This window comes from Serratia quinivorans (assembly GCF_052113645.1).
Classification (GTDB): domain Bacteria; phylum Pseudomonadota; class Gammaproteobacteria; order Enterobacterales; family Enterobacteriaceae; genus Serratia; species Serratia quinivorans_B.
Window position 1 is genome coordinate 77894 of the sequence record NZ_JBIEIU010000011.1, and the last position, 24829, is coordinate 102722.

Below are 24829 nucleotides of genomic sequence, written 5' to 3' on the forward strand. Positions count from 1 at the left end.
CCTTGGCCATGCGCATCGCCTGGCCCCATTTCCATTGACTGATATCACGCTAAATTATGAAAAAACTCACGATTGGCTTAATAGGCAACCCCAACTCCGGTAAAACGACGCTGTTCAACCAGCTGACCGGAGCGCGCCAGCGGGTCGGTAACTGGGCGGGCGTGACGGTAGAACGCAAAGAAGGCCTGTTCACCACGCCGCAATCGCAGGTCAAACTGGTCGATCTGCCCGGCACCTACTCCCTGACCACCATTTCGGAGCAAACCTCTCTCGACGAGCAGATTGCCTGCCACTACATTCTGAGCGGCGATGCCGATCTGTTGATTAACGTGGTCGACGCCTCCAACCTGGAGCGCAATCTTTACCTGACGCTGCAACTGCTGGAACTGGGTATCCCCTGCATCATCGCGCTGAACATGCTGGATATCGCCAGAAGCCAAAAAATTGATATCGATATCGCCGCCCTGTCAGCGCGCCTCGGTTGCCCGGTCGTACCACTGGTGTCCACCAAAGCCGACGGTATTGGCGTGCTGAAACAGATGATCGACAACCACCAGTTCAACGAATTAAAAGCGCTGGTGAACTACCCGCCACTGCTGCTCAAGGAAATGACTACGCTGAGCGACGCCATGCCGCAGACCCTGCCTGACGAGCAACGTCGTTGGCTGGCGCTGCAGATGCTGGAGGGTGATATCTACAGCCACCAGCTTGCCGGCCCCGCGGCGGCCCTGCTGCCGGCCGCCAGACAGGCGCTGCAACGGCAACAGCAGGAAGACCCGGCGCTGGTGATTGCCGATGCGCGCTATCAGTCGATAGCCACCCTGTGCGATGCCGTCAGCAATTCCCAGCAGGCGATGCCGAACCGCCTGACCGAAGCGCTGGATAAAGTGATCCTCAATCGCTGGTTAGGGGTGCCGATCTTTCTGCTGGTGATGTATTTGATGTTCCTGCTGGCGATTAACCTCGGCGGCGCCCTGCAACCGATCTTCGATATCGGCTCGGCGGCAATCTTTATTCAGGGCATTCAGTGGCTGGGTTATACCCTGCATTTCCCGGAATGGCTGACCATTTTCCTGGCGCAGGGGGTCGGTGGCGGTATCAACACCGTGCTGCCGCTGGTGCCGCAAATCGGCATGATGTACCTGTTCCTGTCGTTCCTCGAAGATTCCGGCTATATGGCGCGTGCGGCATTCGTGATGGATCGCCTGATGCAGGCACTCGGGCTGCCCGGCAAGTCATTCGTGCCGCTGATCGTCGGCTTCGGCTGCAACGTGCCGTCGATCATGGGCGCCCGCACGCTGGATGCGCAGCGCGAACGCCTGATTACCATCATGATGGCGCCCTTCATGTCCTGCGGCGCGCGGTTGGCGATCTTCGCCGTCTTTGCCGCCGCCTTCTTCGGCCAGGACGGCGCAGGCGTGGTGTTCTCTTTGTATATGCTGGGCATTGTGGTGGCGATCCTCACCGGGTTGGTATTGAAGTACACCATCATGCGCGGCGAAGCCTCCCCGTTCGTGATGGAGCTGCCGGTTTACCACGTGCCGCACCTGAAAAGCCTGTTGCTGCAAACCTGGCAGCGCTTGAAAGGCTTTGTGCTGCGCGCCGGTAAAGTGATTGTGATTGCCAGCATCTTCATTGGCGGCCTGAACAGCTTTTCGTTCAGCGGTAAACCTGTCGATAACATTAATGACTCCGCGCTGGCGTCGGTCTCCAAGGTATTGACGCCGTTGCTGAAACCGATGGGCGTGCACAGCGATAACTGGCAGGCTACCGTCGGCCTGGTGACCGGCGCCATGGCGAAAGAAGTAGTGGTCGGTACGCTGAACACCCTGTATACCGCTGAACATATCAATAACACCGAATTTGATGCCGCCAGCTTTAACCTGCTGGATGAATTGGGTGGCGCATTGGACACCACCTGGCAAGGGCTGAAAGACACCTTCAGCCTGAGCGTGCTGTCCAACCCGATTGAGGCCAGCAAGGGCGACGGGGAAATGGACGTTGGCTCAATGGGCGTCATGAGCAGCAAATTCGGTTCCGGGGTATCCGCCTACAGCTACCTGATCTTTGTGCTGCTGTACGTCCCTTGCGTCTCGGTGATGGGGGCTATCGCCCGCGAGTCCAGCCGCGGCTGGATGACCTTCTCCATTCTTTGGGGGCTGAACGTGGCCTACTCGCTGGCCACGCTGTTTTATCAGGTTGCCACCTTCAGCCAGCATCCACAGTACAGCCTGGCGGCGATCGCCATCGTGGTGCTGTTCAATCTGCTGATCCTGTTCGGTCTGCGTCGGGCACGCAGTCGGGTGACGGTTCGCCTGAGCAACGCCACCCCGGCGGCCTGTTGTCAGGGTGCCAAGGGCAACTGCCACTGATGGCCGGCCTGCTGCAGATCCGTGATGCGTTGGCGCTGCACGGCAGCGTGCAGGCACTTCAACTCAGCCGCCAGTTGGCGGCCCCGCTGCCGCTGGTGCAGGCGATGCTGGAGCGTTTGGTCGCGATGGGGAAAGTGGAGCGTATCGAGCAGGATAATAGCGCTTGCCTGAGCGGCAGTTGCAAAAGCTGTCCAGAGGGCAAAGCGTGCGGCAGTACGGTGATGTATCGGTTAAAGAAATGAGACAAGGGGCGCGGCACGAGGCGCGCCCCTTCTTAATTATTGCTTGTCTTTGTACACTTCTGCGATAGCACTGAACTTGCCGTGCTCACGGCCAGCCAGGATCACGTAATATTGCCCGCCTTTTTCATCAGCCAGTTTGGACAGTTCTTCTTTCGCATCCATCGGCGATGTGGTTTCTGCGGTGGTGGTTACCGTACCGAGCTTCTCGTATTTACCCGGATTCTTATCCAGATCTTCCTTGGTCAGCAAGGTTGCCGCCAGGGTGCTGAAAGACACGGAACCCACAACTAACGCTGCAATAATCATTTTCAAAGATTTCATTACCATACCTCTCAAGGGATAATTTATTTGTTATGAAAGCCGTCCAGAGTAAATGCGCAGTTACACCGGCTGCCGTGACGTCTTCGGACCTCGTTGCTTTCCCTGACGAGACCCTTTCCCAGAGACGAAACGCCGAATGAAAAAAACGCACGCGTTTTTTCATTTTGCAGCCAACGCAGTTACCCACCTAAGTATCGAACAGGTTCAATTTTTATCCACTAAGCGGCTCTTTTTTTAGCGCTTTATTGTGCGATTTGGCGTCAGATCCCATTTTCGGCCACAAAGGTGCTAATAATTTCTGCGAATTCATCAGGCTGAGAAATGAAAGGGGCATGAGCCGCTTTTGCCATGATGATTGACGGCGAGTTCGGCCAACTGACATCAAGCAACGCTGCGACCTTACGTGGCACCAATCCATCCAGATAACCGTAAACCCGCAACAGCGGCAGCGACAACCTGGCCAGTGGCTGGCGCAAATCGGCAGTACGCAGTATCTCCAGCCCACCGTTCAAGACTTCAACGCTCGGCATCGGTTGGTTTAGCACTACCGATTTCAGCAGGCGGGCATCTTGTCGCGCACTTTCCGTTCCCAGCGTCTGCAATGCCAGAAAACGCTCTACGGTACGCTGAAAATCTTGCCCTAATTGATGCTGAAAACCGCTCAACACCTCCGGGCGGATCCCCGGCCAGTCATCCTGTGCGGCAAAACAAGGCGATGACGCCACGGTGATCAACCCGCGCACCCGTTGCGGCTGCATCAGCGCAATCTGGCTGGCCACCAGCCCCCCGAGCGACCAGCCTAGCCACCAGGCCTGTGCCGGTGCCGCGGCCAATACGGTCTCCGCCATCTGTTCTAGCGTCATAGGGCCAAATCCCTGGCTGCGGCCATAGCCCGGCAGATCGACCAGATGCAGACGGAAATGCGGCGTCAGCCGCTCAATCATGCAATGCCACACTTCCGCATTCAGTCCCCAGCCGTGAAGCAGCACAAGATCGCGATCGCCTTCACCTATTGTTTGCCAGTACAACGCACTCATCAGTTATTGTCCTTTCATTCTCATCCGTCAGGGAGGACGGTTATGCTATCAATCCATAGCCGCTGTTGGCTATGCCGACAGCCATTGCGCCTAAGCCGCCAGGGTATCTGCAGCTATTGCCTGCGCCAAATGCCCGTCAAACCTTTGTGCTGCCCCCGCTGCGGTCTGCCTGCCGGCAACACCCAATTGCCCTGCGGCCGCTGCCTGCAACAGCCCCCGCCCTGGCAGGCACTGGTGTTCGTCAGTGACTACGCCGCGCCGCTGCGTCAGCTGATAAAAAAATTCAAGTTTCAGCACACGCCGGAGTTGGCCCCCCTGCTGGCGCGGCTACTGTTGCTAAACTGGCAACAGGCGCACAGAGAGCAATATCTGAACAGACCCGATATCATTTTAGCGGTACCCTTACAGGCAAAACGTTGCTGGCGACGCGGCTATAATCAAAGTGATCTGCTGGCGCGGCCGCTGGCCCACTGGCTAGGGTGCGACTACCGCCCCGCGGCCCTGAGCCGGGTACGCAAAACCGCACCACAGCAACGGCTACCGGCCCGGGCGCGACGGCGCAATCTGCGTGGCGCATTTCAATGCCATGAACCCCTGACGGGTCGGCACGTCGCCCTGCTGGACGATGTGGTGACAACGGGCAGCACGGTAACGGAAATCGCCAAGTTGTTGCAGCGGCAGGGCGTCGCATCGATACAGATCTGGTGCGTTTGCCGCACGTTGTAGTGCCAGGGCAATGGGCGTATTATAACCTAGTATAGAAGTCAACTATTTGAACTAACGAGCTAATGCCATGATTCGTATAACAGCTACTGCACAGGAACACTTTGCCAAACTGCTGGCAAACCAAGAGGAAGGCACCCAAATCCGCGTATTCGTGATCAACCCGGGTACGCCTACGGCCGAATGCGGTGTCTCTTATTGCCCGCCGGACGCCGTTGAAGCGACAGACACCGAGCTGAAGTTCGAAAAGCTGTCCGCCTATATCGATGAGCTGAGCAAACCGTATCTGGAAGATGCCGAAATCGACTTCGTCACCGACCAACTGGGCTCGCAGCTGACGCTGAAAGCGCCAAATGCCAAAATGCGCAAGGTGGACGACAACGCACCGCTGATGGAACGTGTTGAATACGTGCTGCAGTCGCAGATCAACCCACAGCTGGCCGGCCACGGCGGCCGTGTGACGCTGATGGAAATCACCGACGATAGCCTGGCTATCCTGCAGTTCGGCGGCGGTTGTAACGGTTGTTCAATGGTCGATGTGACCCTGAAGGAAGGCATCGAGAAAGAGCTGCTGCAGAAGTTCCCTGAACTGAAAGGCGTGCGCGATTTGACCGAGCACCAGCGCGGCGAGCACTCTTACTACTGATCTCCTGAACCAGGGCAAGCTGCCCAGGGCGGATAAAAAAATGCCGGATTAGGTTAAGCCAATCCGGCATTTTCACGAGATGCCATTACCCCACCGACACCTTGCGCCGCCGCTTGTCCAAATCCTTCAGCAGGCGATTGACCTGCTGATCGGCAAACATCTCTTCCAACGTTTTGCTCAGCTTGCGCCGCCAGTTAGGGTACTGATCGCTGGTGCCGGGAATATTGACCGGGTCAGCCATATCCAACCAGTCTTCCGGCTGCAAGCCCAGCAAGGCGCTGGCGCTGTCGGCGACATAACGCTGCAAACCACGATTAAGCAGCGGGCTCATGTTCAGCAACGCCGCCTTTTTGCCCACTTTCTGCGGCACGCAGCCATAATGGTGCAACCCGTCCAACAATCCCTGCTTGGCGCGTTCGCGATCGGCAAACAGCTCTTTCAGGATCTCCGCATCCGGATACAACCCCAGCTTGTTGCCGAGCTTCAGATCACCGCTTTGCCAATAACCGCGCAGCGTCGGCAGATCGTGCGTGGTGATGGTCGCCATCGCCTGAACCGGATAGGCCTGCGGTGCGCGGAAATGATTCTCGCCATCGCGTTCGAAATACAGCACCTTATAGGAATAAACGCCGCTGTCGCGCAGCTTGCCGACAATTTCCACCGGCACGGTGCCAAGGTCTTCGCCAATCACCATGCAGCGGTGGCGTTGACTTTCCAGCGCCAGTACCGCCAGCAGATCATCCACCGGGTATTTCACATAGGCGCCGTGAACGGCGGTTTCACCGTAAGGGATCCACCACAAACGCAGCAACGCCATCACATGGTCAATGCGCAGTGCGCCGCAGCTGGTCATGTTGGCGCGCAGCAGATCGATAAACGGCTGGTAGCCGCGAGCCGCCATCACATGCGGATCCATCGGCGGCAGGCCCCAGTTTTGCCCCAGCGGCCCCAGAATGTCCGGCGGCGCGCCCACTGAGGCTTTCAGACAATACAACTCGCGCTCGCACCAGGTTTCCGCCCCGCCTTCCGCCACACCGACCGCCAAATCACGATACAGGCCAATCGGCATCTGTTGTTGCTGGCTCTGGCGGAAACAGTCGGCGAACTGGCTGGCAGCCAGCCACTGTAGCCACAGGTAAAATTGCACCTGTTCCTGCCGCTGCTGACAAAATTGCTTTACCGCGGCGCTGTCACCCTGCTGATATTCTTCCGGCCAGGCCGGCCAGCCCCACAGGCTGCCGTCAGCGGCCGCAAGCTCGGCATGCAGCGCGTCGAATGCCGCCTGCTGATACAAACTTTCGCCGCCGTCGAGAACAAACTGCTCGAACGCCTGGCGCTGTCCGTCACCGGCTTTGCGTGCCTGGAACAGCGGGAACGCCAACTGCAGCGCCGCCAGCTTAAGCTGCGTCACCGTGCGGTAATCCACCTGCTCGCTGCCACGGGCTTCGGCCAGCTTTTTTTGCGTGGCCGGTTTTAGCCACCATTGCTGCGCGGCCTCGTTGCGCTGGAAATCTTCCACCGCATTCACGTCGATATAAATCACGTTCAGCCAGCGGCGCGATGATGGGCTGTACGGGCTGGCGCTTTCCGGATTGGCTGGATACAGAGAGTGGATCGGATTTAGCCCGACAAAAGCACCGCCCCGTTCCCCGACCTGCTCCACCATCTGGCGCAGATCGCCAAAGTCGCCGATGCCCCAGTTACGATCGGAGCGCAGAGTATAGAGCTGGACGCAAGCGCCCCACAGCTTCTTGCCGGTCAGCAAGGCATCCGGTTCAAAGCAGCGTTTCGGTGCCACAATCAACCGACACTGCCACTGCTGTTCGCCCTGCGTCAGCGTCAGTTGGTGATAGCCCGTTGGCAATTCAGTCGGCAGAGTGAACGTTTTACGCGCGCTGGCGCGGCCTTGTTGCCGGCCGCCGTCTTCGCGCAGCAGCGTCCACAGATACTCACCGCTGCCCGCCAGCGGCAATGCCACCGGCGCGCCCTGATAGAACACCTTCACCGCCGGCAGCGGCGTCACCGCAGCCTCCTGCGGTGTGGCGCGGCCCATGGCGTCCAGCAGCCTGAGCTTGGTGTCCTCGGCGATCGCCTGCTGTTGACCATGGGCATTAATATAATCGGCAGCGATACCCGCCTGAGCGGCCGCCTGATCGATGACCTTGCGATCCATTCGCTCTCCTTAACGTTTGGCTTGCCAGATACGCTGCTGGTAGTCACGGATCGAGCGATCCGAACTGAACATCCCCACGCGCGCGGTGTTAAGAATAGTACGACGCGTCCATTCATCACGGTCACGATAGAGTTCGTCTACCTGCTGTTGAGCTTTGCAGTAAGAAGCAAAGTCCGCCAGGACCAAATAAGGATCGCCGCCTTCCAGCAGGCTGTGCAGCATCATGTCGAAAGCCTGCTTGTCGCCGTTGCTGAACGCGCCGCTCGCCAATTCGTCCAGGATCGCTTTCAGGTGTTTGTCTTTCTTGCGATAGCTCAGCGGGTCATAGCCTTTCGCCAGCAGTGCCTTCACCTGATCCACGGTATTGCCGAAGATAAAGATATTGTCTTCGCCCACCTGTTCGGCGATTTCCACGTTAGCGCCATCCAGCGTGCCGACGGTCAGCGCGCCGTTCAACGCCAGCTTCATATTACCGGTCCCGGAGGCCTCTTTGCCGGCGGTGGAGATCTGTTCGGAGATATCCGCCGCCGGGATCATCAGCTCAGCGACAGAAACGCGGTAGTCAGGAATAAACGCCACTTTCAGGCGATCCTTCACCAGCGGATCGTTGTTGATCTTCGACGCCGCCTGGTTGATCGCATAAATGATGTTCTTCGCCAGGTAATAGCCTGGAGCCGCCTTGGCGCCGAACAGGAACACGCGCGGCACGATATCCAACTGCGGGTTATCGCGCAGCTGACGATACAGCGACAGAATGTGCAACAGGTTAAGGTGCTGGCGTTTGTATTCGTGCAGGCGCTTGATCTGCACGTCGAAGATGGCGTCCGGGTTCAGCTTCAGCCCCATGACGTCATGCACGTAATTGGCCAACACCACTTTGTTATCGCGTTTGATTTGCTGATAACGCTGGCGGAACGCCGCGTCATCGGCGTATTTCTCCAACCCTTTCAGCGCGTCGAGATCGTTAGCCCACTCCACCTTCAGCGTTTCATCAATCAACCCTGACAGCGCCGGGTTGCACTGCTTCAACCAGCGGCGCGGCGTAATGCCGTTGGTGACGTTGTGGAATTTGTTCGGCCACAGTTGGTGATATTCCGGGAACAGATCTTTCACCACCAGATCGGAGTGCAGCTGCGCCACACCATTGACCGCAAAGCCGCTGACCACGCACAGGTTAGCCATGCGGACCTGTTTGTTATGGTGCACCGCCAGCTTGGCCCACACCGCGTCGTCACCCGGCCAGTGTTGATCCACCAGCTTTTTGAAGTTGGCGTTAATCTGCTTGATGATCGAGAAGTGGCGCGGCAGCAGGCTGCGTACCAGCTTCTCATCCCAGCACTCCAGCGCTTCCGGCATCAAAGTGTGGTTAGTGTAGGCGAAGGTCTTGCTGGTGATCGCCCAGGCGGCATCCCACTCCAACTGATGCTCATCCAACAGAATGCGCAGCATTTCCGGAATGGCGATGGTCGGGTGAGTGTCGTTCAACTGGATCACTTCATACTTCGGCAGGTCTTCAATCTTGCGCCCCGCAAGATGGTGCTTACGCAGAATATCGGCCACCGAACAGGCGCACTGGAAGTATTGCTGCATCAGGCGCAGGCGCTTGCCCGCCTGATGATTGTCATTCGGGTACAGCACCTTGGTCAGCTTGGCTGCTTCAACGCCCTGCTTCTCCGCCTGCAGGAATTTGCCGTCGTTGAAATCGCTCAGGTCAAACGGATGCTGATGGGTCGCCTGCCACAGGCGCAGCGGCTGGGTCACGCCATTACGGAAGCCCAATACCGGCAGATCCCAGGCTTCACCGCGCAGGGTAAACTCAGGACGCCACAGTTCGCGGCCATCGGCCAATTTCTCCAGTTTCCCGCCGATACCCACATCCACCGACAGCGCGGCGTTGTGACGGAACCACGGGTAGCTTTCGCGCTGCCAGTTATCCGGCGCTTCCTGCTGCTGGCCGCCGCTGAACGACTGGCGGAACAGCCCATATTGGTAGTTCAGTCCATAGCCGGTCGCCGGTTGCTCCACCGTCGCCATCGAATCGAGGAAGCAGGCCGCCAAACGCCCCAGCCCGCCATTGCCCAACGCCGGATCGGTTTCCTGCTCCAGCAGATCCGCCAGCTTGATGTCCTGCTCCGCCAATGCCTGCTCGACGGTATCGTACCAACCCAGGTTAATCAGGTTGTTGGCCGTCAGGCGACCAATCAGAAACTCCATCGAAATGTAGTTCACATGGCGCAGCGGCTTGCTGCTTTTGCGCGGTGCAGGCTGCGCAGCCAACTGCTCGGCCAGGGCCGCGCTGACCGCCTCCCACCATTGGTGCTGAGTCATCTGTTGTGCAGAACTGAGGCCAAACTTTTGCCACTGACGGGTCAGTGCCGCCAGGAAAGCATCCTTTTTAAGCGTAGGCTGGGACATAAAAAACTCTCTATCCAGTAAGTGGGTCAAATTACCGTTATCGTGCCGGGGAGAAAGCGTGAAGGCATCATCCCGCCTGGGGATTAGCTGGGGAGGAGGATTGGGGCGTAGCTAAAATTGTGATCTCAGGCACTTTTTGACTCCCTTGCATCATGCAAAAAAGCCCACCGACGGACGCGACGAGCACCGAGAATAAGGTGAAAACTTGTTCAATGACGTTAGCACAGTTATTGCAGAGGCTACAGTCGCCTGCGCGCCCATAAATGCTTTCCTGTACCTGTGCCACTCAAGCGCGCTAAAACACCACGGTTCCACAGGGCTTTAGCTGTAAACGTAAAAAAGTGTGATCGATAGCAATATAACTCCAAGCCAATGCTGAACCTTGTTGCAATACGTTTAACGTTGTCAGAAGTTAGGAGGGGGATTAATTACGAGCCATAAAATAATTAAACCCACTCCGATCCCGGCAGGCGTAGCGAAGAAATAAACGCCATCGGGCAAGCCTCGGCGGCGGGAACCGCGATTTTCACTCTGGAATACTATGCTGATCCCATCAAAACTGAGCCGTCCGGTACGGCTGCAAAATACCGTGATCCGCGATCGCCTGTTGGCCAAATTAGCCAGCACGGCCAACTATCGCCTGACATTGGTCAATTGCCCTGCGGGATACGGGAAAACCACGCTGGTCGCACAGTGGGCGGCCGGCAAATCAGATCTGGGCTGGTACTCGCTGGATGAAAGCGACAACCAACCCGAACGCTTCGCCAGCTACCTGATCGCCGCCTTGCAACACGCCAGCGGCGGCCACTGCGTGAAAAGCGAAGCACTGAGCCAAAAGCATCAGTACGCCAGCCTATCGGCGTTGTTCGCCCAGCTGTTTATCGAACTTTCCGACTGGCATCAGCCGCTGTATCTGGTGATTGATGACTACCACCTGATCACCAATGACGTGATTCATGAGGCCATGCGCTTCTTCCTGCGCCACCAGCCGGAAAACCTGACGCTGATCCTGCTGTCCCGTACCCTGCCGCCGTTGGGCATCGCCAATCTGCGCGTGCGCGACCAACTGCTGGAAATGGGCACGCAACAGCTGGCGTTTACCCATCAGGAAGCCAAACAATTCTTCGACTGCCGCCTGGCGGCTCCCATGGAGCAGCACGACAGCAGCCGGCTGTGCGATGAGGTCGAAGGTTGGGCCACCGCATTGCAGCTCATCGCGCTGTCCGCCCGGCAGTCCACCTCCTCCGCCCAGCAGTCGGCCAAGCGCCTGGCGGGGTTGAACGCCAGCCACCTGTCTGATTATCTGGTGGACGAAGTACTGGATCACGTCGATGCCGAGGCGCGTGCCTTCCTGCTGCGCTGTTCGGTGCTGCGCTCGATGAACGATGCGCTGATCGTCCGTCTGACCGGCGAAGACAATGGCCAGCAACGGCTGGAAGAGCTGGAGCGTCAGGGGCTGTTTATCCACCGCATGGACGACAGCGGCGAGTGGTTCTGCTTCCACCCGCTGTTCGCCACCTTCCTGCGTCAGCGCTGCCAATGGGAGCTGGCGCTGGAACTGCCGGGCCTGCACCGGGCCGCCGCCGAAGGCTGGCTGGCGCTGGGCTATCCGGCAGAAGCTATCCACCACGCGCTGGCAGCCAGTGACGTCAGCATGCTGCGCGATATCCTGCTGCAACACGCCTGGTCGCTGTTCCACCACAGCGAGCTGGCCCTGCTGGAAGAGTGCCTGAACGCGCTCCCTTACGAAAAGCTGATCCAAAATCCCAAGCTGGCGCTGCTGCAGGCCTGGCTGGCACAGAGCCAGCATCGCTATATCGAAGTGAATACCCTGCTGGAACGCGCAGAACAGGCAATGCGCGAGCATAAAATTGACGTCGATCGCACCCTGCACGCCGAATTTGATGCCCTGCGCGCGCAGGTGGCAATCAACGCCGGCAAGCCGGAAGAGGCCGAGCGTCTGGCCACCGAAGCGCTGAAATTCCTGCCGCTGTCCAGCTATTACAGCCGCATCGTCGCCACCTCGGTGACCGGCGAAGTGCATCACTGCAAGGGCGAGCTGGCACGTGCGTTGCCGATGATGCAGCAAACCGAGCAAATGGCACGGCGTCATCAGGCTTACCATTACGCGCTGTGGGCGTTGTTGCAGCAGAGCGAAATTCTGATTGCGCAGGGTTTCCTGCAGGCCGCCTATGAAACTCAGGACAAGGCATTTGAGCTGGTGCGCGAGCAGCATCTGGAACAGTTGCCGATGCACGAGTTTCTGCTGCGCATCCGCTCACAAATCCTGTGGTCCTGGTCGCGGCTGGACGAAGCGGAAGACGCGGCCCGTGAAGGCCTGAAAATCCTGGCCAACTACCAGCCTCAGCAACAGTTGCAGTGCATGGCCATGCTGGCCAAGTGCTCGCTGGCACGAGGCGATCTGGATAACGCCAATGCGCACATGCAGCGTTGCGAAGCCCTGCTGCATGGCTCCCAATACCATCGCGACTGGCTGACCAACGCCGACAAACCGCGGGTGATCCATTGGCAGATGACCGGCGACACCGCCGCTGCGGCTCAATGGCTGCGCCAGACCGAAAAACCCGGCATGGCGGACAACCACTTTATGCAGGGCCAGTGGCGTAACATCGCCCGGGTGCAAATCATGCTGGGCCAATATGAAGAGGCCGAAGTGGTGCTCGATGAGCTCAACGACAATGCCCGCCGCCTGCGTCTGGTCAGCGATCTGAACCGCAACCTGTTGCTCAGCAATCAGCTTTACTGGCAGATGGAGCGTAAAAGCGACGCGCAGAAAGTCTTGATGGAGGCGCTGTCACTGGCCAGCCGCACCGGGTTTATCAGCCACTTTGTCATTGAAGGCGAAGCGATGGCGCAGCAACTGCGCCAACTGATCCAGCTCAATACGCTGCCGGAGTTGGAAAATCATCGCGCCCAGCGTATTCTTCGCGACATCAATCAGCATCACCGGCACAAGTTCGCGCATTTTGACGAGAACTTCGTCGATAAACTGCTAACTCACCCACAGGTGCCGGAACTGATCCGTACCAGTCCGCTGACGCAGCGCGAATGGCAGGTACTGGGGCTGATCTACTCCGGTTACAGCAACGACCAAATTGCCGGCGAACTGGACGTGGCGGCCACCACCATCAAAACCCATATCCGCAACCTCTACCAGAAGTTGGGTGTGGCACATCGCCAGGAAGCGGTACAGCAGGCGCAGCAACTGCTGAAAATGATGGGGTACGGCGCCTGACGAATACGCAAAGGAATCATCGATTATGGAAGATGTCATTATAGGTAACGCCAAGAAATCAGATGCGGGGGAAGTCGTCAGGCTTATCGCACTGGCGGATAAAGATGCCGTACTGGCCCTGTCGGGTAAAGACGATATCAACGAAGCCCTGTTGCAGTATGAAATGAACTTCGGCCGCAATGATGTGTATTTTGGCTACAAAAATGTCTTCGTGGCTCGGGATCAGGAAAAAATCCTTGGCTGTATCCTGTATTTCAAAGGGGAAGATGAGTCAGGATTCACCGCCATAACAGAGCCGCATGCTGAAATGGAAAATGAATCAGATCCCGATGAAATATACATAGACTCCCTGGCGGTGCTGCCGGAGTGCAGAGGACGCGGGATAGCAAAATCGCTGATTAGCCGCGTCGTTGAAGAAGCCAGGCAGCAAGGGCTCAATAAAGTCGGCCTTCTGGCCGATACGAAGAAACCCCATCTGAAAGCCCTGTATCGGACGTTAGGCTTCAATGTGACGGCGGAGATAAAGCTCCTTAATGATCACTACGAAAAGATGACGGTCGAAACCGGGGTGTAATGCGTCAGGAAAAGGGCGCCGTCCTTTTCCTGATCTTGTTGATAGAAGCCCGCCATAACAGCAGTAAAATGGGCGTGATAAACCACAGTCTTCATCTGGTCTTAATTGCCGCAAAATTGACTACAATGGCGGCATATTCATATTACGAGGCAGTTGGCAGTTATGGAACAGTTTGAAGCGATCAACGTTGAACAGGCATACAGCCGTTGGAAAGACGACAGCGCCGCCCTGGTCGACATCCGCGATCCGCAGAGTTTTGAAGCCGGGCACACGCCAGGCGCCTTTCACCTGACCAACGCCAGCCTGCAAACCTTCATGCAGCAGAACGATTTTGATCGTCCGGTGATGGTAATGTGCTACCACGGCAACAGCAGCCGCAGCGCAGCCCAATACCTGCTGCATCAGGGGTTTGAGGCGGTCTACAGCATCGACGGCGGCTTTGAGGCCTGGGCGCGTCAGTATCCGCAGGACGTTGAAACCTCCGCATAATCTTCCCCCGTCGCCCCCGGCGGGTTCCTTTTTCGCGCTTTTAGTGAGTGTTTTTGCAGGTTTTTCGCAGATCCTCTGCCTGCGCTCAGGATTTCGACGCTATAATCGGCCGTCAACGCCACCGGGAGCAAACCGGCGGCTAAAATCATTCACTTAGACGGAAAAGCAATGGTTAGAGTAATCGCCGTATCCAATCCCCGCCTGGCGCAGGCCTTTGTCGACTATATGACGACACAGGGCATCGAGCTTCGGGTGCACAATAACGGCGAGGCGGCGGAAATCTGGCTGGCTGACGACAGCCATCTGGAGCAGGTGCAGCACGAACTGCAGCAGTTCCTGATCGATCCGCTCAACAGCCGCTACCGGGCCGCCAGTTGGCAGGCCGGCAATACCGACGCCGATCTGCACTACCAGGGCTTTTCCTATCTGCAAACCTTGCGCAGCAAGGCCGGGCCGCTGACGTTGAGCGTCATGGTGCTGTGCATTGCAGTCTATATTCTGATGCAGATACTGGGCGATGACCTCGTCATGTACTGGCTCTCCTGGCCACAAAACAGCAGCCAGTACCTGCAGCTGTGGCGTTGGGTCAGCCACGCTTTCCTGCATTTCTCACTGCTGCATATCACCTTTAACCTGCTGTGGTGGTGGTATCTCGGCGGCCCGATGGAAAAACGCCTCGGTGCCGGCAAACTGTTCGTGCTGGCGGTGGTTTCGGCCTTTTTCAGCGGTTGGGCGCAGTCGCTGTTCAGCGGCGCCTTGTTTGGCGGTCTGTCCGGCGTGGTCTACGCGCTGATGGGTTACTGCTGGCTGAGCGGTGAGCGGGCGCCGGAACGCGGCCTGATGCTGCCCCGCGGCCTGATGGTGTTCTCAGTCCTGTGGCTGGTGGCGGGATATTTCGATATTTTAGGAATGTCGATCGCTAACGCGGCACACGTAGCCGGTTTAGTGTTAGGGTTATTGATGGCATTTTGGGACACGCGCCATCGCGCGCACAACGAACAATAACAGCCAGGTACAAGCCGGGCGTTTTAGGGGATTATCGTGAAGCAAACACAGCGTCATGACGCAATTATCGAGCTGGTGCGCCTGCAAGGTTATGTCAGCACGGAAGAACTGGTCGAACATTTTGACGTCAGCCCGCAAACGATTCGCCGTGATTTGAATGACCTGGCCGATCAGAACAAAATCCAACGCCACCACGGCGGTGCCGCGTTGCCTTCCAGTTCGGTCAATGCCGCGTACAACGATCGTAAAGTGATGTGGTCAGAACAGAAAGCGCGTATCGCTCAACGCGTCGCCAGCCAGATCCCGGACGGTGCCACGCTGTTTATCGACATCGGCACCACGCCGGAAGCGGTCGCCCATGCGCTGATGAACCACAAGAACCTGCGCGTAGTGACCAATAACCTGAACGTCGCCACCCTGCTGACCGCCAAGGAAGATTTCCGCCTGATCCTGGCCGGCGGCGAAGTGCGCACCCGCGACGGCGGCATCATGGGCGAAGCCACGCTGGACTTTATTTCCCAGTTCCGTCTCGATTACGGCATTCTCGGCATCAGCGGCATCGACATGGACGGCTCGCTGCTCGAATTCGACTATCACGAAGTGCGCACCAAACGCGCAATTATCGAAAATTCACGCTGCGTCATGCTGGTGACCGACCACTCCAAATTCGGCCGTAACGCGATGGTTAACCTCGGTAACATGAACCTGATCGACTACCTGTTTACTGACCAACTGCCGCCGCCAAGCGTGATGAAAATCATCGAGCAGTACGACGTCCAACTCGAACTTTGCTGAGTCTTTCCCTGACATCTTCTCCCTTTGGAGGGGATGTTAGCGGTCATTCTTCTCTTTGTTGGCTATGTCCCGCAAAACCTCAATATTGTTTCGCTCCCCTTCAACTTCTTTCAGGCGTCTACGGCGCTGCTCAAAATCGTCAAAGGTGAGGACCGCTTTTTCATTCGCCTGCTTTTTGCTGACGGAACCGGCATGCTGCAAAATATCACGGTTGTTGAACGCCAAGAATTGGTCGAGCCTGGTTTGCCAGTCGCGCAGAAAAACTTGCTGGCGACGTCTCGTCTGATCTTCGGCAAAATCCAGCCACATGGTGACAACGCGATTCAATTCATCAATTTCAGTTTTACTGAGGTAGTTCTTGGCGATGGTCACATCGGTACGGCGCACTTCGTCATATTTAAAACTGGTCAGCCCCATATTGGGCTGCTCAGCATCCACGCGGGTGGCGATTAATTCGGCTGCCGTCATTCCCGTGCTGGCGTAATGCAGCTTATTTTGAATAACCCGAAAGAAATGGATAGTTTCTTTATTTGACGGTTGATAATCCGCCGCCATGGAAAAAATATCCAACACACGTAGGTAGATACGCCGTTCGCTGGCGCGAATATCGCGGATGCGTTCAAGCATTTCATCGAAATAATCCGGCACCACCGATTTGCCGACCGGCGGATTTTTCAGGCGTTCGTCATCCATCACGAAGCCTTTCACCAGGTATTCTTGCAGAGTTTGTGTCGCCCACCGGCGGAACTGGGTACCACGTGAAGAACGAACGCGGTAGCCAACCGCGAGGATAACCCCCAGATTATAGTGGCGAATTTTCCTCTGAACCTGCCTGGTACCTTCGGTTTGAACTTGTAAGTAATCCTTACAGGTTGAACTTTGTTCAAGTTCACCTTCGTCATAAACCGCTTTGATGTGTTGGGTCACCGCTTGCGGTGTCACCTGATAGAGCTCAGACATCGCCGCCTGCGATAACCAAAGCGTATCCGATGCAAAACGGCACTCTAAACGAACCTTACCATCCGCTGACTGAAACAGAACAAACTCCCCGTCTGGGGCAGGAGAAAGAAACGAGTTCGCCATGACAATATCCTTTTATGAGGTACAGAGTTCGTGGTGCTACACCACAACGTGCCGGTGCCCGATGGCTAACCTGAAGCTTATAACACTCGAAACCAGAGTAACATTGCTGATATTTACACCCGACTTAGCAATATACGCTGACGAATGAAAAACTCGAGCATCTTGTAACTTATGGATATATCACCGTTTTTCATGTGTTTTCTTTATAATTGGCCGGGTTAATACTTCACTCGGCACAATAGCCTACGCCTGCAATACCCCTTCTCTTTGTATAACTACTATCTCCAAACTGTTACCTCTATCACGCCTAAATGTTTTTGTTTGGTTAAGTCTTGGCTTGTTTGTTGGTTTTTGATTACAATCATGAGCGAAAACGAACATGAAAGAGCTATTTCGAACATCTGGAGGAAGTTGACGTGGAAACCAAAGACTTGATCGTTATCGGTGGCGGCATCAACGGTGCCGGCATCGCGGCGGATGCTGCCGGGCGCGGCCTGTCCGTTCTGCTGCTGGAAGCGCAAGACTTGGCCTGTGCTACGTCTTCCGCCAGTTCCAAATTGATCCACGGTGGCCTGCGCTACCTGGAACACTACGAATTCCGTTTGGTGAGCGAAGCGCTGGCCGAACGTGAAGTGCTGCTGAAACTGGCCCCGCACATTGCCTTCCCAATGCGCTTCCGCCTGCCGCACCAACCGCACCTGCGTCCGGCCTGGATGATCCGCATCGGCCTGTTCCTGTACGATCACCTGGGCAAACGCACCAGCCTGCCAGGCAGCAAGGGTTTGCGCTTTGGACCAGAATCGGTACTGAAGCCGGAGTTGAAGCGCGGTTTCGAATATTCTGACTGCTGGGTCGACGATGCTCGCCTGGTGGTGTTGAACGCCCAGGAAGTGGAAAAACGTGGCGGCGAAGTCCGCACCCGCACCAAAGTGACCCGTGCATGGCGTGAAAACGGCCTGTGGATGGTCGAAGCGGTTGACGTCGACAGCGGCAAAACCTTTACCTGGCGCGCCAAGGGCCTGGTGAACGCCACCGGCCCATGGGTGAAGCACTTCTTCGACGACGGCCTGAAGCTGAAATCGCCTTACGGCATCCGTCTGATCAAGGGCAGCCACATCGTCGTGCCGCGCGTACACGATCAGCCGCAGTCCTATATTCTGCAGAACGAAGACCATCGTATCGTCTTCGTGATCCCATGGAATGACGAGTTCTCTATCATCGGCACCACCGACGTGGAATACCACGGCGATCCGAAAGACGTGAAGATTGACGATAACGAAATCAACTACCTGCTGAAAGTGTACAACGACCACTTTAAGAAACAGCTGGGCCGTGACGATATCGTCTGGACTTACTCCGGCGTACGCCCACTGTGCGACGACGAATCGGATTCACCGCAGGCGGTCACCCGCGACTACACGCTGGACGTCCATGACGAACAGGGCAAAGCGCCGCTGCTGTCGGTGTTCGGCGGCAAACTGACCACCTACCGCAAGCTGGCTGAGCATGCGATGGAAAAACTGGCGCACTACTACCCTGGCTGCGGCCCGGCATGGACCAAAAACGGTTCACTGCCAGGTGGCGACATCGGCGGTGATCGCGACAGCTACGCCGCAAAACTGCGCCGCGAGCACAGCTGGCTGCCTGAATCACTGGCGCGTCGCTTTGCACGCACCTACGGTAGCCACAGCGAGCTAATCCTGGCCGGCGCCAACAGCCTCAACGATCTGGGCGAAGATTTCGGTCACGGCCTGTATGAAGCCGAGCTGCGCTACCTGATTGAAAAAGAGTGGGTGGTGGAACTGGATGACGCTATCTGGCGTCGCACCAAGTTGGGCATGTGGCTGGACGAAGCTCAGCAGGCACGAGTCAAAGCCTGGCTGGCGGAACACGCGAAAGCGAAAACGCTGTCTTTGGCATCCTGAATCGCTAAACGTGAAAAGGGCCGGATATCCGGCCCTTTAGTCTGATGGCAAACACCCGAAAAATGGGATTTTCGGATGTTTGGAGTAAATAAGAAGACATAATCCTTTGTTTTTATTAGTTCCTGGATCAGGACTTTTACTACACAGGACTTTGTCAGCAATCTGAGGGCCGGATATCCGGCCCTTTTGCATTACAGTTTGATCGGTTTGATGTGCCAGATTTCGTCCGCATACTCCTGAATGGTGCGGTCGGAAGAGAAATACCCCATATTGGCGATATTCAACACCGCCCGACGCGTCCAGTCATCCTGATTGCGGTACACCTCATCCACCTGGTCCTGCGTATCGACATAGCTGCGGTAATCGGCCAGCAGTTGGTAGTGATCACCCAGGTTTACCAGTGAATCAAACAGGTTGCTGTAGCGCTTGGGTTCCTCAGGGCTGAAAAAGCCAGTGGCGATCTGGGTCAGCGCCTGATGCAACTCGGGATCCTGCTCATAGTACAGATGCGGGTTGTAACCGTTGCGGCGTAGCTCCTCCACCTGCTCGGCGGTATTGCCGAAGATAAAGATGTTCTCCGCCCCCACGTGCTCCAGCATTTCAACGTTGGCGCCGTCCAGCGTACCTATAGTCAGCGCGCCGTTAAGCGCGAATTTCATGTTGCTGGTACCGGACGCCTCGGTGCCCGCCAGCGAGATCTGCTCGGAAAGATCCGCCGCCGGAATGATCATCTGCGCCAGACTGACGCTGTAGTTCGGAATGAATACCACTTTCAACTGCGTATGCACGCGCGGATCGTTGTTGATCACCTTGGCGACATCATTGATCAAGCGAATGATTTGCTTGGCGGCGTAATAGGCCGAGGCCGCCTTGCCGGCAAAGATCACCACTCTCGGCACTCGTTCGGTGCCCGGATCTTGCAACAGACGGTTATACAGCGTGATCACGTGCAATACGTTGAGCAGTTGCCGTTTGTACTCATGGATACGCTTAATCTGCACGTCGAACAGCGCGTCCGGGTTGACCACCACATTCAACGTTTTGGCAATGTAAGTGGCCAGGCGCTCCTTGTTCTCCCGTTTGGCCGCCTGCACCGCCTTCAGGAAGCTGGGGTAATCGACATTAGCTTTAATCTCGCTCAGTTGGCTGAGGTCGGTACGCCAGGTCTGGCCGATGCAGTCGTCCAACACGGCGGAAAGCGGGCGGTTGGCCAGCCCCAGCCAGCGGCGCGGGGTAACACCGTTGGTTTTATTGCAGAAGCGATTAGGGAAAATACGGGCGAAATCGGCAAACAGCGATTGCACCATCAGTTCGGAGTGCAGTGCGGAAACGCCGTTGACCTTGTGGCTCGCCACCACCGCCAGCCACGCCATACGCACCCGGCGACCATTGGTTTCATCAATGATAGACACCCGCGCCAGCAGCTCATTGTCGCCCGGCGCCACTTCCTGCACCTGTTTGAGGAAGTGATCGTTAATCTCGAAAATCAACTGCAGGTGACGCGGCAGGATCCGGCCAATCATGTCCAGCGGCCAGGTTTCCAGCGCTTCGCTCATCAAGGTGTGGTTAGTGTAGGAGAACACCTGCTCCACCACCGCCCAGGCATCCAGCCAGCTGAACTTATGTTCGTCGATTAGCCGGTGCATCAGCTCCGGAATAGACAGCACCGGGTGGGTGTCATTCAGGTGAATGGCAATCTTGTCCGCCAGGTTGTCGAAGCTTTTATGCATCGTCCAATGGCGGTTGAGGATATCCTGCACCGTGGCCGACACCAGGAAATACTCCTGCCGCAGGCGAAGTTCACGCCCCGAATAGGTCGAGTCATCGGGATAGAGCACCCGTGAAACGTTTTCCGAATGGTTTTTATCCTCAACCGCCGCAAAGTAATCGCCCTGATTGAATTTCCCCAGGTTGATTTCGTTACTGGCCTGCGCACTCCACAGCCGCAGCGTATTGGTAGCGTCGGTATCAAAACCTGGGATCACCTGATCGTAAGCGGTGGCGATAATCTCTTCGGTTTCCACCCAGCGCGCCTTGGCGCCTTCCTGCTGGATCCGGCCGCCAAAGCGCACCTTATAGCGGGTGTTATGACGCGGAAACTCCCATGGATTGCCGTATTCCAGCCAATAGTCCGGCGACTCCATCTGCTGGCCATTAACGATATTCTGTTTAAACATGCCGTACTCGTAGCGAATGCCGTAACCGCGCCCCGGCAGCGCCAGCGTCGCCAGTGAATCAAGGAAGCAGGCCGCCAATCGCCCCAACCCACCGTTGCCCAGCCCCGGATCGTTTTCCTCCTCCAGCAGCTCGCCCAGGCTCAGCCCCATCTCATTCAAGGCGTCGTCGATATCCTGATAAATCCCCATCGACAACAAGGCGTTGGACAGCGTACGGCCAATCAGAAACTCCATCGACAGGTAATAGACCTGACGCACATCCTGTGAAAGTTGCGCACGGTTGGAACGCAGCCAGCGCTCCACCATACGGTCGCGCACCGCGAACAGCACGGCATTCAGCCAGTCATGCTGGTTGGCGATAGCCGGATCCTTGCCGACGATAAACATCAATTTATAGGCGATGGAGTGTTTCAGCGCTTCAACACTGACCGTGGGTGAGGTGTAACTAATCGGTGAAGTCATAGCTTTTCGATCCCAAGTTCGTGGCTGCCCGTCGCCTTTCAAGCCGCAGCGTTGTTACCTGCACTTACGCACCCCAGTTACTTGACTTAAGTAAGCGCCTGGGGATGAGTAAGCTGGCCGCCTAGCTGCAACTTGAAATTCATAGGGCATTACAATAGGTGTTGATATACCCAAAATAATTGGCGCTGCATCAAGGCGGCAAAAAAACTTATCCCGATGAGCTTACACTGGTAAGTGATTCGGGTAAGTGAGTGCAGCCAGCACAGAGGCAGCGTCAAATATGACGGGAATAAAGCGACAAATATTCCTTTGCCGCGACCTGCCAGCCAAAATCCACGCTCATGGCGTGGCGCTGGACGTGACGCCAATGCTTCGGCCTGCTCCACAGCACCATGGCTCGCCGGATGGCGTTGCCCAGTGCGGCGGCGTCACAATCATCAAACACAAATCCGCTGGCGCTGCCGTCGGCCAAATTCTCCAACGCGCAATCCACCACCGTGTCCGCCAGCCCCCCGGTGCGGCGCACCAGCGGCAGCGTGCCGTATTTCAGGCCATAAAGTTGAGTTAACCCGCAGGGTTCAAAACGGCTCGGCACCATGATCACATCGGCCCCGCCGATAATCCGGTGCGAGAAAGCCTCATGGTAGCCAATCTGCACGCCAACCTGCTCCGGATAGTCGGCGGCGGCCGCCAGGAATGCCTGCTGCAACACTGCATCACCGGCCCCCAACAGCGCCAGTTGGCCGCCCTGCTCCAGCAACGCCGGCAAGGCTTCCAGCACCAGATCCAACCCTTTCTGGCTGGTCAGACGGCTCACTACCGCAAACACCGGCAGCGACTCATCCACTTTCAGCCCCATGGCTTTTTGCAGATGCAGCTTGTTCTTGGCCTTGTTCTTCAGATCGTCGGCGTCATAACGGGCGGTCAGACGCGGATCGTGGGACGGATCCCAAATCTTGTCATCCACGCCGTTAAGAATGCCGCTCAGCCGCCCCTGACGCTGGCGTTCCTGTAGCAACCCTTCCATGCCATAGCCGAATTCCGGCCGGGTGATCTCACGCGCGTAGGTTGGGCTGACGGCGGTGATATGGTCGGCGTAGTACAAACCGGCTTTCAGGAATGACATCTGGCCGTAAAACTCCAGACCATAGACGTTATACATCGAAGGCGGTAACCACAGCTCCGCCACGTGATGGGCGGAGAACAATCCCTGATAGGCCAGGTTGTGCACGGTGAAAATGGATCGCGCCGGGTGGCCATTGGCCGCCAGATAGGCACAGGCCAGCCCGGCATGCCAGTCATGGGCATGCACGACCTGCGGCCGCCAGTAGCGATCCAGCCCCTTGGCCAGTTCGCAGGCCATCCAGCCCAATAGCGCAAAGCGCCGGTGGTTGTCGGAATAGGCATTCATGGATTGGTCGTGATACGGGCTGCCCGGCCGCTCGTACAGCCAGGGGGCATCAATCAGGTAAATGCCCACGCCGTGGTAGGTGCCGTAGCGCAGGCCCACCCGACCGGCGAAAGAATCGATTTCCGCCACCAGTACCGAGTCCGGTATGCCGTTGCGCACGTCAGGAAAAGCGGGCAATAACACCCGAACATCGCCGCCCTCGGCGATCTGAGCCGCCGGTAATGCGCCAACCACGTCTGCGAGCCCCCCGGTTTTCAGCAGGGGGAACATTTCAGAACATACGTGTAAAACCTGCATTATCACTCCTGAGATTCGGCAAAAAATGCCTCTGGATAAGAAATAAAGCAGGCTTGCCGCTGTTATTACTCCCGCGTTGTGCAAGCCATCAGTCCGTTTTCATGGCGGCAGCTATCGTTCTGCCGATTACCTTAACTCACAACTTTGACAACATTTCGCGCGTGACCAGCACAATGCCGCCTTCCGAGCGATAAAAGCGTTTGCTGTCCTCATCGGCGTTTTCGCCAATCACCATGCCCTCGGGAATGTGGCAGGCTCGGTCGATAATGCAGCGCCGCAGACGGCAGGAACGGCCGACGTTAACGTCCGGCAGTAATACGGTAGAGTCGATGGTACAGAACGAGTTCACCCGCACTCGCGGGAAAAGCACCGAATGCACCACCACCGAGCCGGAGACAATGCAACCGCCGGACACCAGCGAGTTCATGGTCATACCGTGGCTGCCGGAGCGATCCTGCACGAACTTGGCCGGCGGCAACGGTTCCATATGGGTGCGGATCGGCCAGGCGCGGTCATACATATCCAGCTCCGGCGTTACCGAGGCCAGATCGAGGTTGGCGCGCCAGTAGGCCTCCAGCGTCCCCACATCGCGCCAGTACGGCGGCAGATCGGGGTTGGAAGTGACGCAGGACAGCGTGAACGGGTGCGCCCACGCCGCTTTCTGGGCGGTGATTTTCGGGATCAGATCCTTGCCGAAATCGTGGGTGGAGCCCGGCGTCGACATGTCCTCTTCCAGCAGTTGGAACAGGTAGTCGGCGTTAAAGATGTAGATCCCCATGCTGGCCAGCGACATATCCGGGTTACCCGGCATCGGCGGTGGGTTGCTCGGTTTTTCCAGGAACTCGAGGATCAGGTCGTTTTCGTCCACTTCCATCACGCCGAATTCGCTGGCTTCGTCACGCGGCACCGGCAAACAGGCCACGGTGCACTGCGCCCCCTTTTCCACGTGGTCGATCAGCATGCGCGAGTAATCCATCTTGTAGATGTGATCGCCCGCCAGGATCACCACATACTCGGCGTCGTAACGCCGGATGATATCCAGGTTCTGGTACACCGCGTCCGCCGTGCCCTTGTACCAGTGCTCGGTACTGAGGCGTTGCTGGGCCGGCAGCAGATCGACAAACTCGTTCATTTCTTCGTTGAGGAATGACCAGCCGCGCTGGATATGCTGCACCAGAGTGTGAGACTGGTATTGGGTGATCACGCCGATGCGGCGAATGCCCGAGTTAAGGCAGTTCGACAGGGCAAAATCGATAATGCGGAATTTACCGCCAAAGTGGACGGCCGGCTTGGCCCGGGTTGAGGTTAAATCTTTCAAACGCGAACCGCGGCCACCGGCCAGGATCAGGGCGACGGACTTAATCGGCAGTTGGCGTGCCAACATCAGGGGGTCTTTATTTTCAAACCTAACCATAGCTGACTCCTT

The 24829-nt window shown here is 57.0% G+C and carries 18 protein-coding genes; 10 read left to right on the plus strand and 8 right to left on the minus strand.

Annotation, left to right across the window (positions count from 1 at the left end; all coding sequences use genetic code 11):
• The first annotated feature begins 56 nt into the window (after positions 1-56).
• Together feoB and ACGS9J_RS19360 are read left to right on the plus strand one after the other, a co-directional pair.
• Positions 57-2372: a Fe(2+) transporter permease subunit FeoB gene (gene feoB / locus ACGS9J_RS19355; protein WP_442232409.1), complete on the plus strand. Its 2316-nt coding sequence runs from the start codon at positions 57-59 to the stop codon at positions 2370-2372.
• On the plus strand, positions 2372-2614 hold the full coding sequence (locus ACGS9J_RS19360; RefSeq protein ID WP_442232523.1) for a FeoC-like transcriptional regulator: 243 nt from the start codon (positions 2372-2374) through the stop codon (positions 2612-2614). The genes feoB and ACGS9J_RS19360 overlap by 1 nt, the downstream gene beginning before the upstream one ends.
• Before the next feature lie 36 nt (positions 2615-2650).
• Here the strand turns inward: ACGS9J_RS19360 and ACGS9J_RS19365 are convergent, their stop codons facing one another.
• On the minus strand, positions 2651-2935 hold the full coding sequence (locus ACGS9J_RS19365; protein ID WP_442232410.1) for a YdgH/BhsA/McbA-like domain containing protein: 285 nt from the start codon (positions 2933-2935) through the stop codon (positions 2651-2653).
• A gap of 260 nt (positions 2936-3195) precedes the next feature.
• On the minus strand, positions 3196-3972 hold the full coding sequence (gene bioH / locus ACGS9J_RS19370; RefSeq protein WP_442232411.1) for a pimeloyl-ACP methyl ester esterase BioH: 777 nt from the start codon (positions 3970-3972) through the stop codon (positions 3196-3198).
• Between the two features lie 42 nt (positions 3973-4014).
• Between bioH and gntX the strand changes: the two genes are divergently transcribed.
• A complete protein-coding gene (gene gntX / locus ACGS9J_RS19375) occupies positions 4015-4698 on the plus strand; it encodes a DNA utilization protein GntX (protein ID WP_442232412.1) in 684 nt (227 codons plus the stop codon).
• Positions 4699-4765: 67 nt separating this feature from the next.
• Positions 4766-5341, plus strand: coding sequence for a Fe-S biogenesis protein NfuA (gene nfuA / locus ACGS9J_RS19380; protein ID WP_442232413.1), 576 nt, complete (start codon positions 4766-4768; stop codon positions 5339-5341).
• 85 nt (positions 5342-5426) lie between these two features.
• Here the strand turns inward: nfuA and malQ are convergent, their stop codons facing one another.
• Together malQ and malP are read right to left on the minus strand one after the other, a co-directional pair.
• Positions 5427-7514 carry a 4-alpha-glucanotransferase gene (gene malQ, locus ACGS9J_RS19385; protein WP_442232414.1) on the minus strand — a complete coding sequence of 696 codons (2088 nt, stop codon included), beginning with the start codon at positions 7512-7514 and terminating at the stop codon, positions 5427-5429.
• 9 nt (positions 7515-7523) lie between these two features.
• The gene (gene malP / locus ACGS9J_RS19390) at positions 7524-9929 is read right to left on the minus strand and encodes a maltodextrin phosphorylase (RefSeq protein WP_442232415.1); all 2406 of its coding nucleotides are present in this window, start codon (positions 9927-9929) and stop codon (positions 7524-7526) included.
• 541 nt (positions 9930-10470) lie between these two features.
• Here malP and malT point away from each other — a divergent pair.
• From malT to ACGS9J_RS19415, 5 genes are all read left to right on the plus strand, one after another.
• Entirely contained in the window at positions 10471-13185 is a 2715-nt protein-coding gene (gene malT / locus ACGS9J_RS19395) for an HTH-type transcriptional regulator MalT (RefSeq protein WP_442232416.1), read from the plus strand.
• A gap of 25 nt (positions 13186-13210) precedes the next feature.
• The gene (locus ACGS9J_RS19400) at positions 13211-13759 is read left to right on the plus strand and encodes a GNAT family N-acetyltransferase (protein ID WP_442232417.1); all 549 of its coding nucleotides are present in this window, start codon (positions 13211-13213) and stop codon (positions 13757-13759) included.
• Between the two features lie 162 nt (positions 13760-13921).
• Positions 13922-14248 (plus strand): thiosulfate sulfurtransferase GlpE, encoded by a 327-nt coding sequence (gene glpE / locus ACGS9J_RS19405; protein ID WP_442232418.1) that lies wholly within the window; start codon positions 13922-13924, stop codon positions 14246-14248.
• 168 nt (positions 14249-14416) lie between these two features.
• Positions 14417-15253, plus strand: coding sequence for a rhomboid family intramembrane serine protease GlpG (gene glpG, locus ACGS9J_RS19410; RefSeq protein WP_442232419.1), 837 nt, complete (start codon positions 14417-14419; stop codon positions 15251-15253).
• 36 nt (positions 15254-15289) lie between these two features.
• The gene (locus ACGS9J_RS19415; protein WP_020837378.1) at positions 15290-16048 is read left to right on the plus strand and encodes a DeoR/GlpR family transcriptional regulator; all 759 of its coding nucleotides are present in this window, start codon (positions 15290-15292) and stop codon (positions 16046-16048) included.
• Between the two features lie 36 nt (positions 16049-16084).
• Here ACGS9J_RS19415 and ACGS9J_RS19420 read toward each other — a convergent pair whose 3' ends face one another.
• Entirely contained in the window at positions 16085-17131 is a 1047-nt protein-coding gene (locus ACGS9J_RS19420; RefSeq protein ID WP_442232420.1) for a virulence RhuM family protein, read from the minus strand.
• 416 nt (positions 17132-17547) lie between these two features.
• On the opposite strand from ACGS9J_RS19420, the gene glpD reads away from it, so the two are divergent.
• A complete protein-coding gene (gene glpD / locus ACGS9J_RS19425; protein WP_442232421.1) occupies positions 17548-19056 on the plus strand; it encodes a glycerol-3-phosphate dehydrogenase in 1509 nt (502 codons plus the stop codon).
• 191 nt (positions 19057-19247) lie between these two features.
• On the opposite strand, the gene glgP is transcribed toward glpD, so the two are convergent.
• The 3 genes from glgP to glgC all read right to left on the minus strand — a co-directional run bounded on the left by glgP (position 19248) and on the right by glgC (position 24817).
• Complete coding sequence (glgP, locus tag ACGS9J_RS19430) at positions 19248-21695, minus strand: glycogen phosphorylase (RefSeq protein WP_442232422.1); 2448 nt, start codon at positions 21693-21695, stop codon at positions 19248-19250.
• Between the two features lie 274 nt (positions 21696-21969).
• The gene (glgA, locus tag ACGS9J_RS19435) at positions 21970-23403 is read right to left on the minus strand and encodes a glycogen synthase GlgA (protein WP_442232423.1); all 1434 of its coding nucleotides are present in this window, start codon (positions 23401-23403) and stop codon (positions 21970-21972) included.
• A 136-nt stretch (positions 23404-23539) separates the two neighbouring features.
• On the minus strand, positions 23540-24817 hold the full coding sequence (gene glgC, locus ACGS9J_RS19440) for a glucose-1-phosphate adenylyltransferase (RefSeq protein WP_442232424.1): 1278 nt from the start codon (positions 24815-24817) through the stop codon (positions 23540-23542).
• Positions 24818-24829: the final 12 nt, after the last annotated feature.

What these genes read in the sequence shown, in the direction of transcription:
- feoB (WP_442232409.1), top strand. Translation starts at nt 57, where the DNA reads ATGAAAAAACTCACGATTGGCTTAATAGGCAACCCCAACTCCGGTAAA.
- ACGS9J_RS19360 (WP_442232523.1), top strand. Translation starts at nt 2,372, where the DNA reads ATGGCCGGCCTGCTGCAGATCCGTGATGCGTTGGCGCTGCACGGCAGC.
- ACGS9J_RS19365 (WP_442232410.1), bottom strand. Translation starts at nt 2,935, where the DNA reads ATGAAATCTTTGAAAATGATTATTGCAGCGTTAGTTGTGGGTTCCGTG.
- bioH (WP_442232411.1), bottom strand. Translation starts at nt 3,972, where the DNA reads ATGAGTGCGTTGTACTGGCAAACAATAGGTGAAGGCGATCGCGATCTT.
- gntX (WP_442232412.1), top strand. Translation starts at nt 4,015, where the DNA reads ATGCTATCAATCCATAGCCGCTGTTGGCTATGCCGACAGCCATTGCGC.
- nfuA (WP_442232413.1), top strand. Translation starts at nt 4,766, where the DNA reads ATGATTCGTATAACAGCTACTGCACAGGAACACTTTGCCAAACTGCTG.
- malQ (WP_442232414.1), bottom strand. Translation starts at nt 7,514, where the DNA reads ATGGATCGCAAGGTCATCGATCAGGCGGCCGCTCAGGCGGGTATCGCT.
- malP (WP_442232415.1), bottom strand. Translation starts at nt 9,929, where the DNA reads ATGTCCCAGCCTACGCTTAAAAAGGATGCTTTCCTGGCGGCACTGACC.
- malT (WP_442232416.1), top strand. Translation starts at nt 10,471, where the DNA reads ATGCTGATCCCATCAAAACTGAGCCGTCCGGTACGGCTGCAAAATACC.
- ACGS9J_RS19400 (WP_442232417.1), top strand. Translation starts at nt 13,211, where the DNA reads ATGGAAGATGTCATTATAGGTAACGCCAAGAAATCAGATGCGGGGGAA.
- glpE (WP_442232418.1), top strand. Translation starts at nt 13,922, where the DNA reads ATGGAACAGTTTGAAGCGATCAACGTTGAACAGGCATACAGCCGTTGG.
- glpG (WP_442232419.1), top strand. Translation starts at nt 14,417, where the DNA reads ATGGTTAGAGTAATCGCCGTATCCAATCCCCGCCTGGCGCAGGCCTTT.
- ACGS9J_RS19420 (WP_442232420.1), bottom strand. Translation starts at nt 17,131, where the DNA reads ATGGCGAACTCGTTTCTTTCTCCTGCCCCAGACGGGGAGTTTGTTCTG.
- glgP (WP_442232422.1), bottom strand. Translation starts at nt 21,695, where the DNA reads ATGACTTCACCGATTAGTTACACCTCACCCACGGTCAGTGTTGAAGCG.
- glgA (WP_442232423.1), bottom strand. Translation starts at nt 23,403, where the DNA reads ATGCAGGTTTTACACGTATGTTCTGAAATGTTCCCCCTGCTGAAAACC.
- glgC (WP_442232424.1), bottom strand. Translation starts at nt 24,817, where the DNA reads ATGGTTAGGTTTGAAAATAAAGACCCCCTGATGTTGGCACGCCAACTG.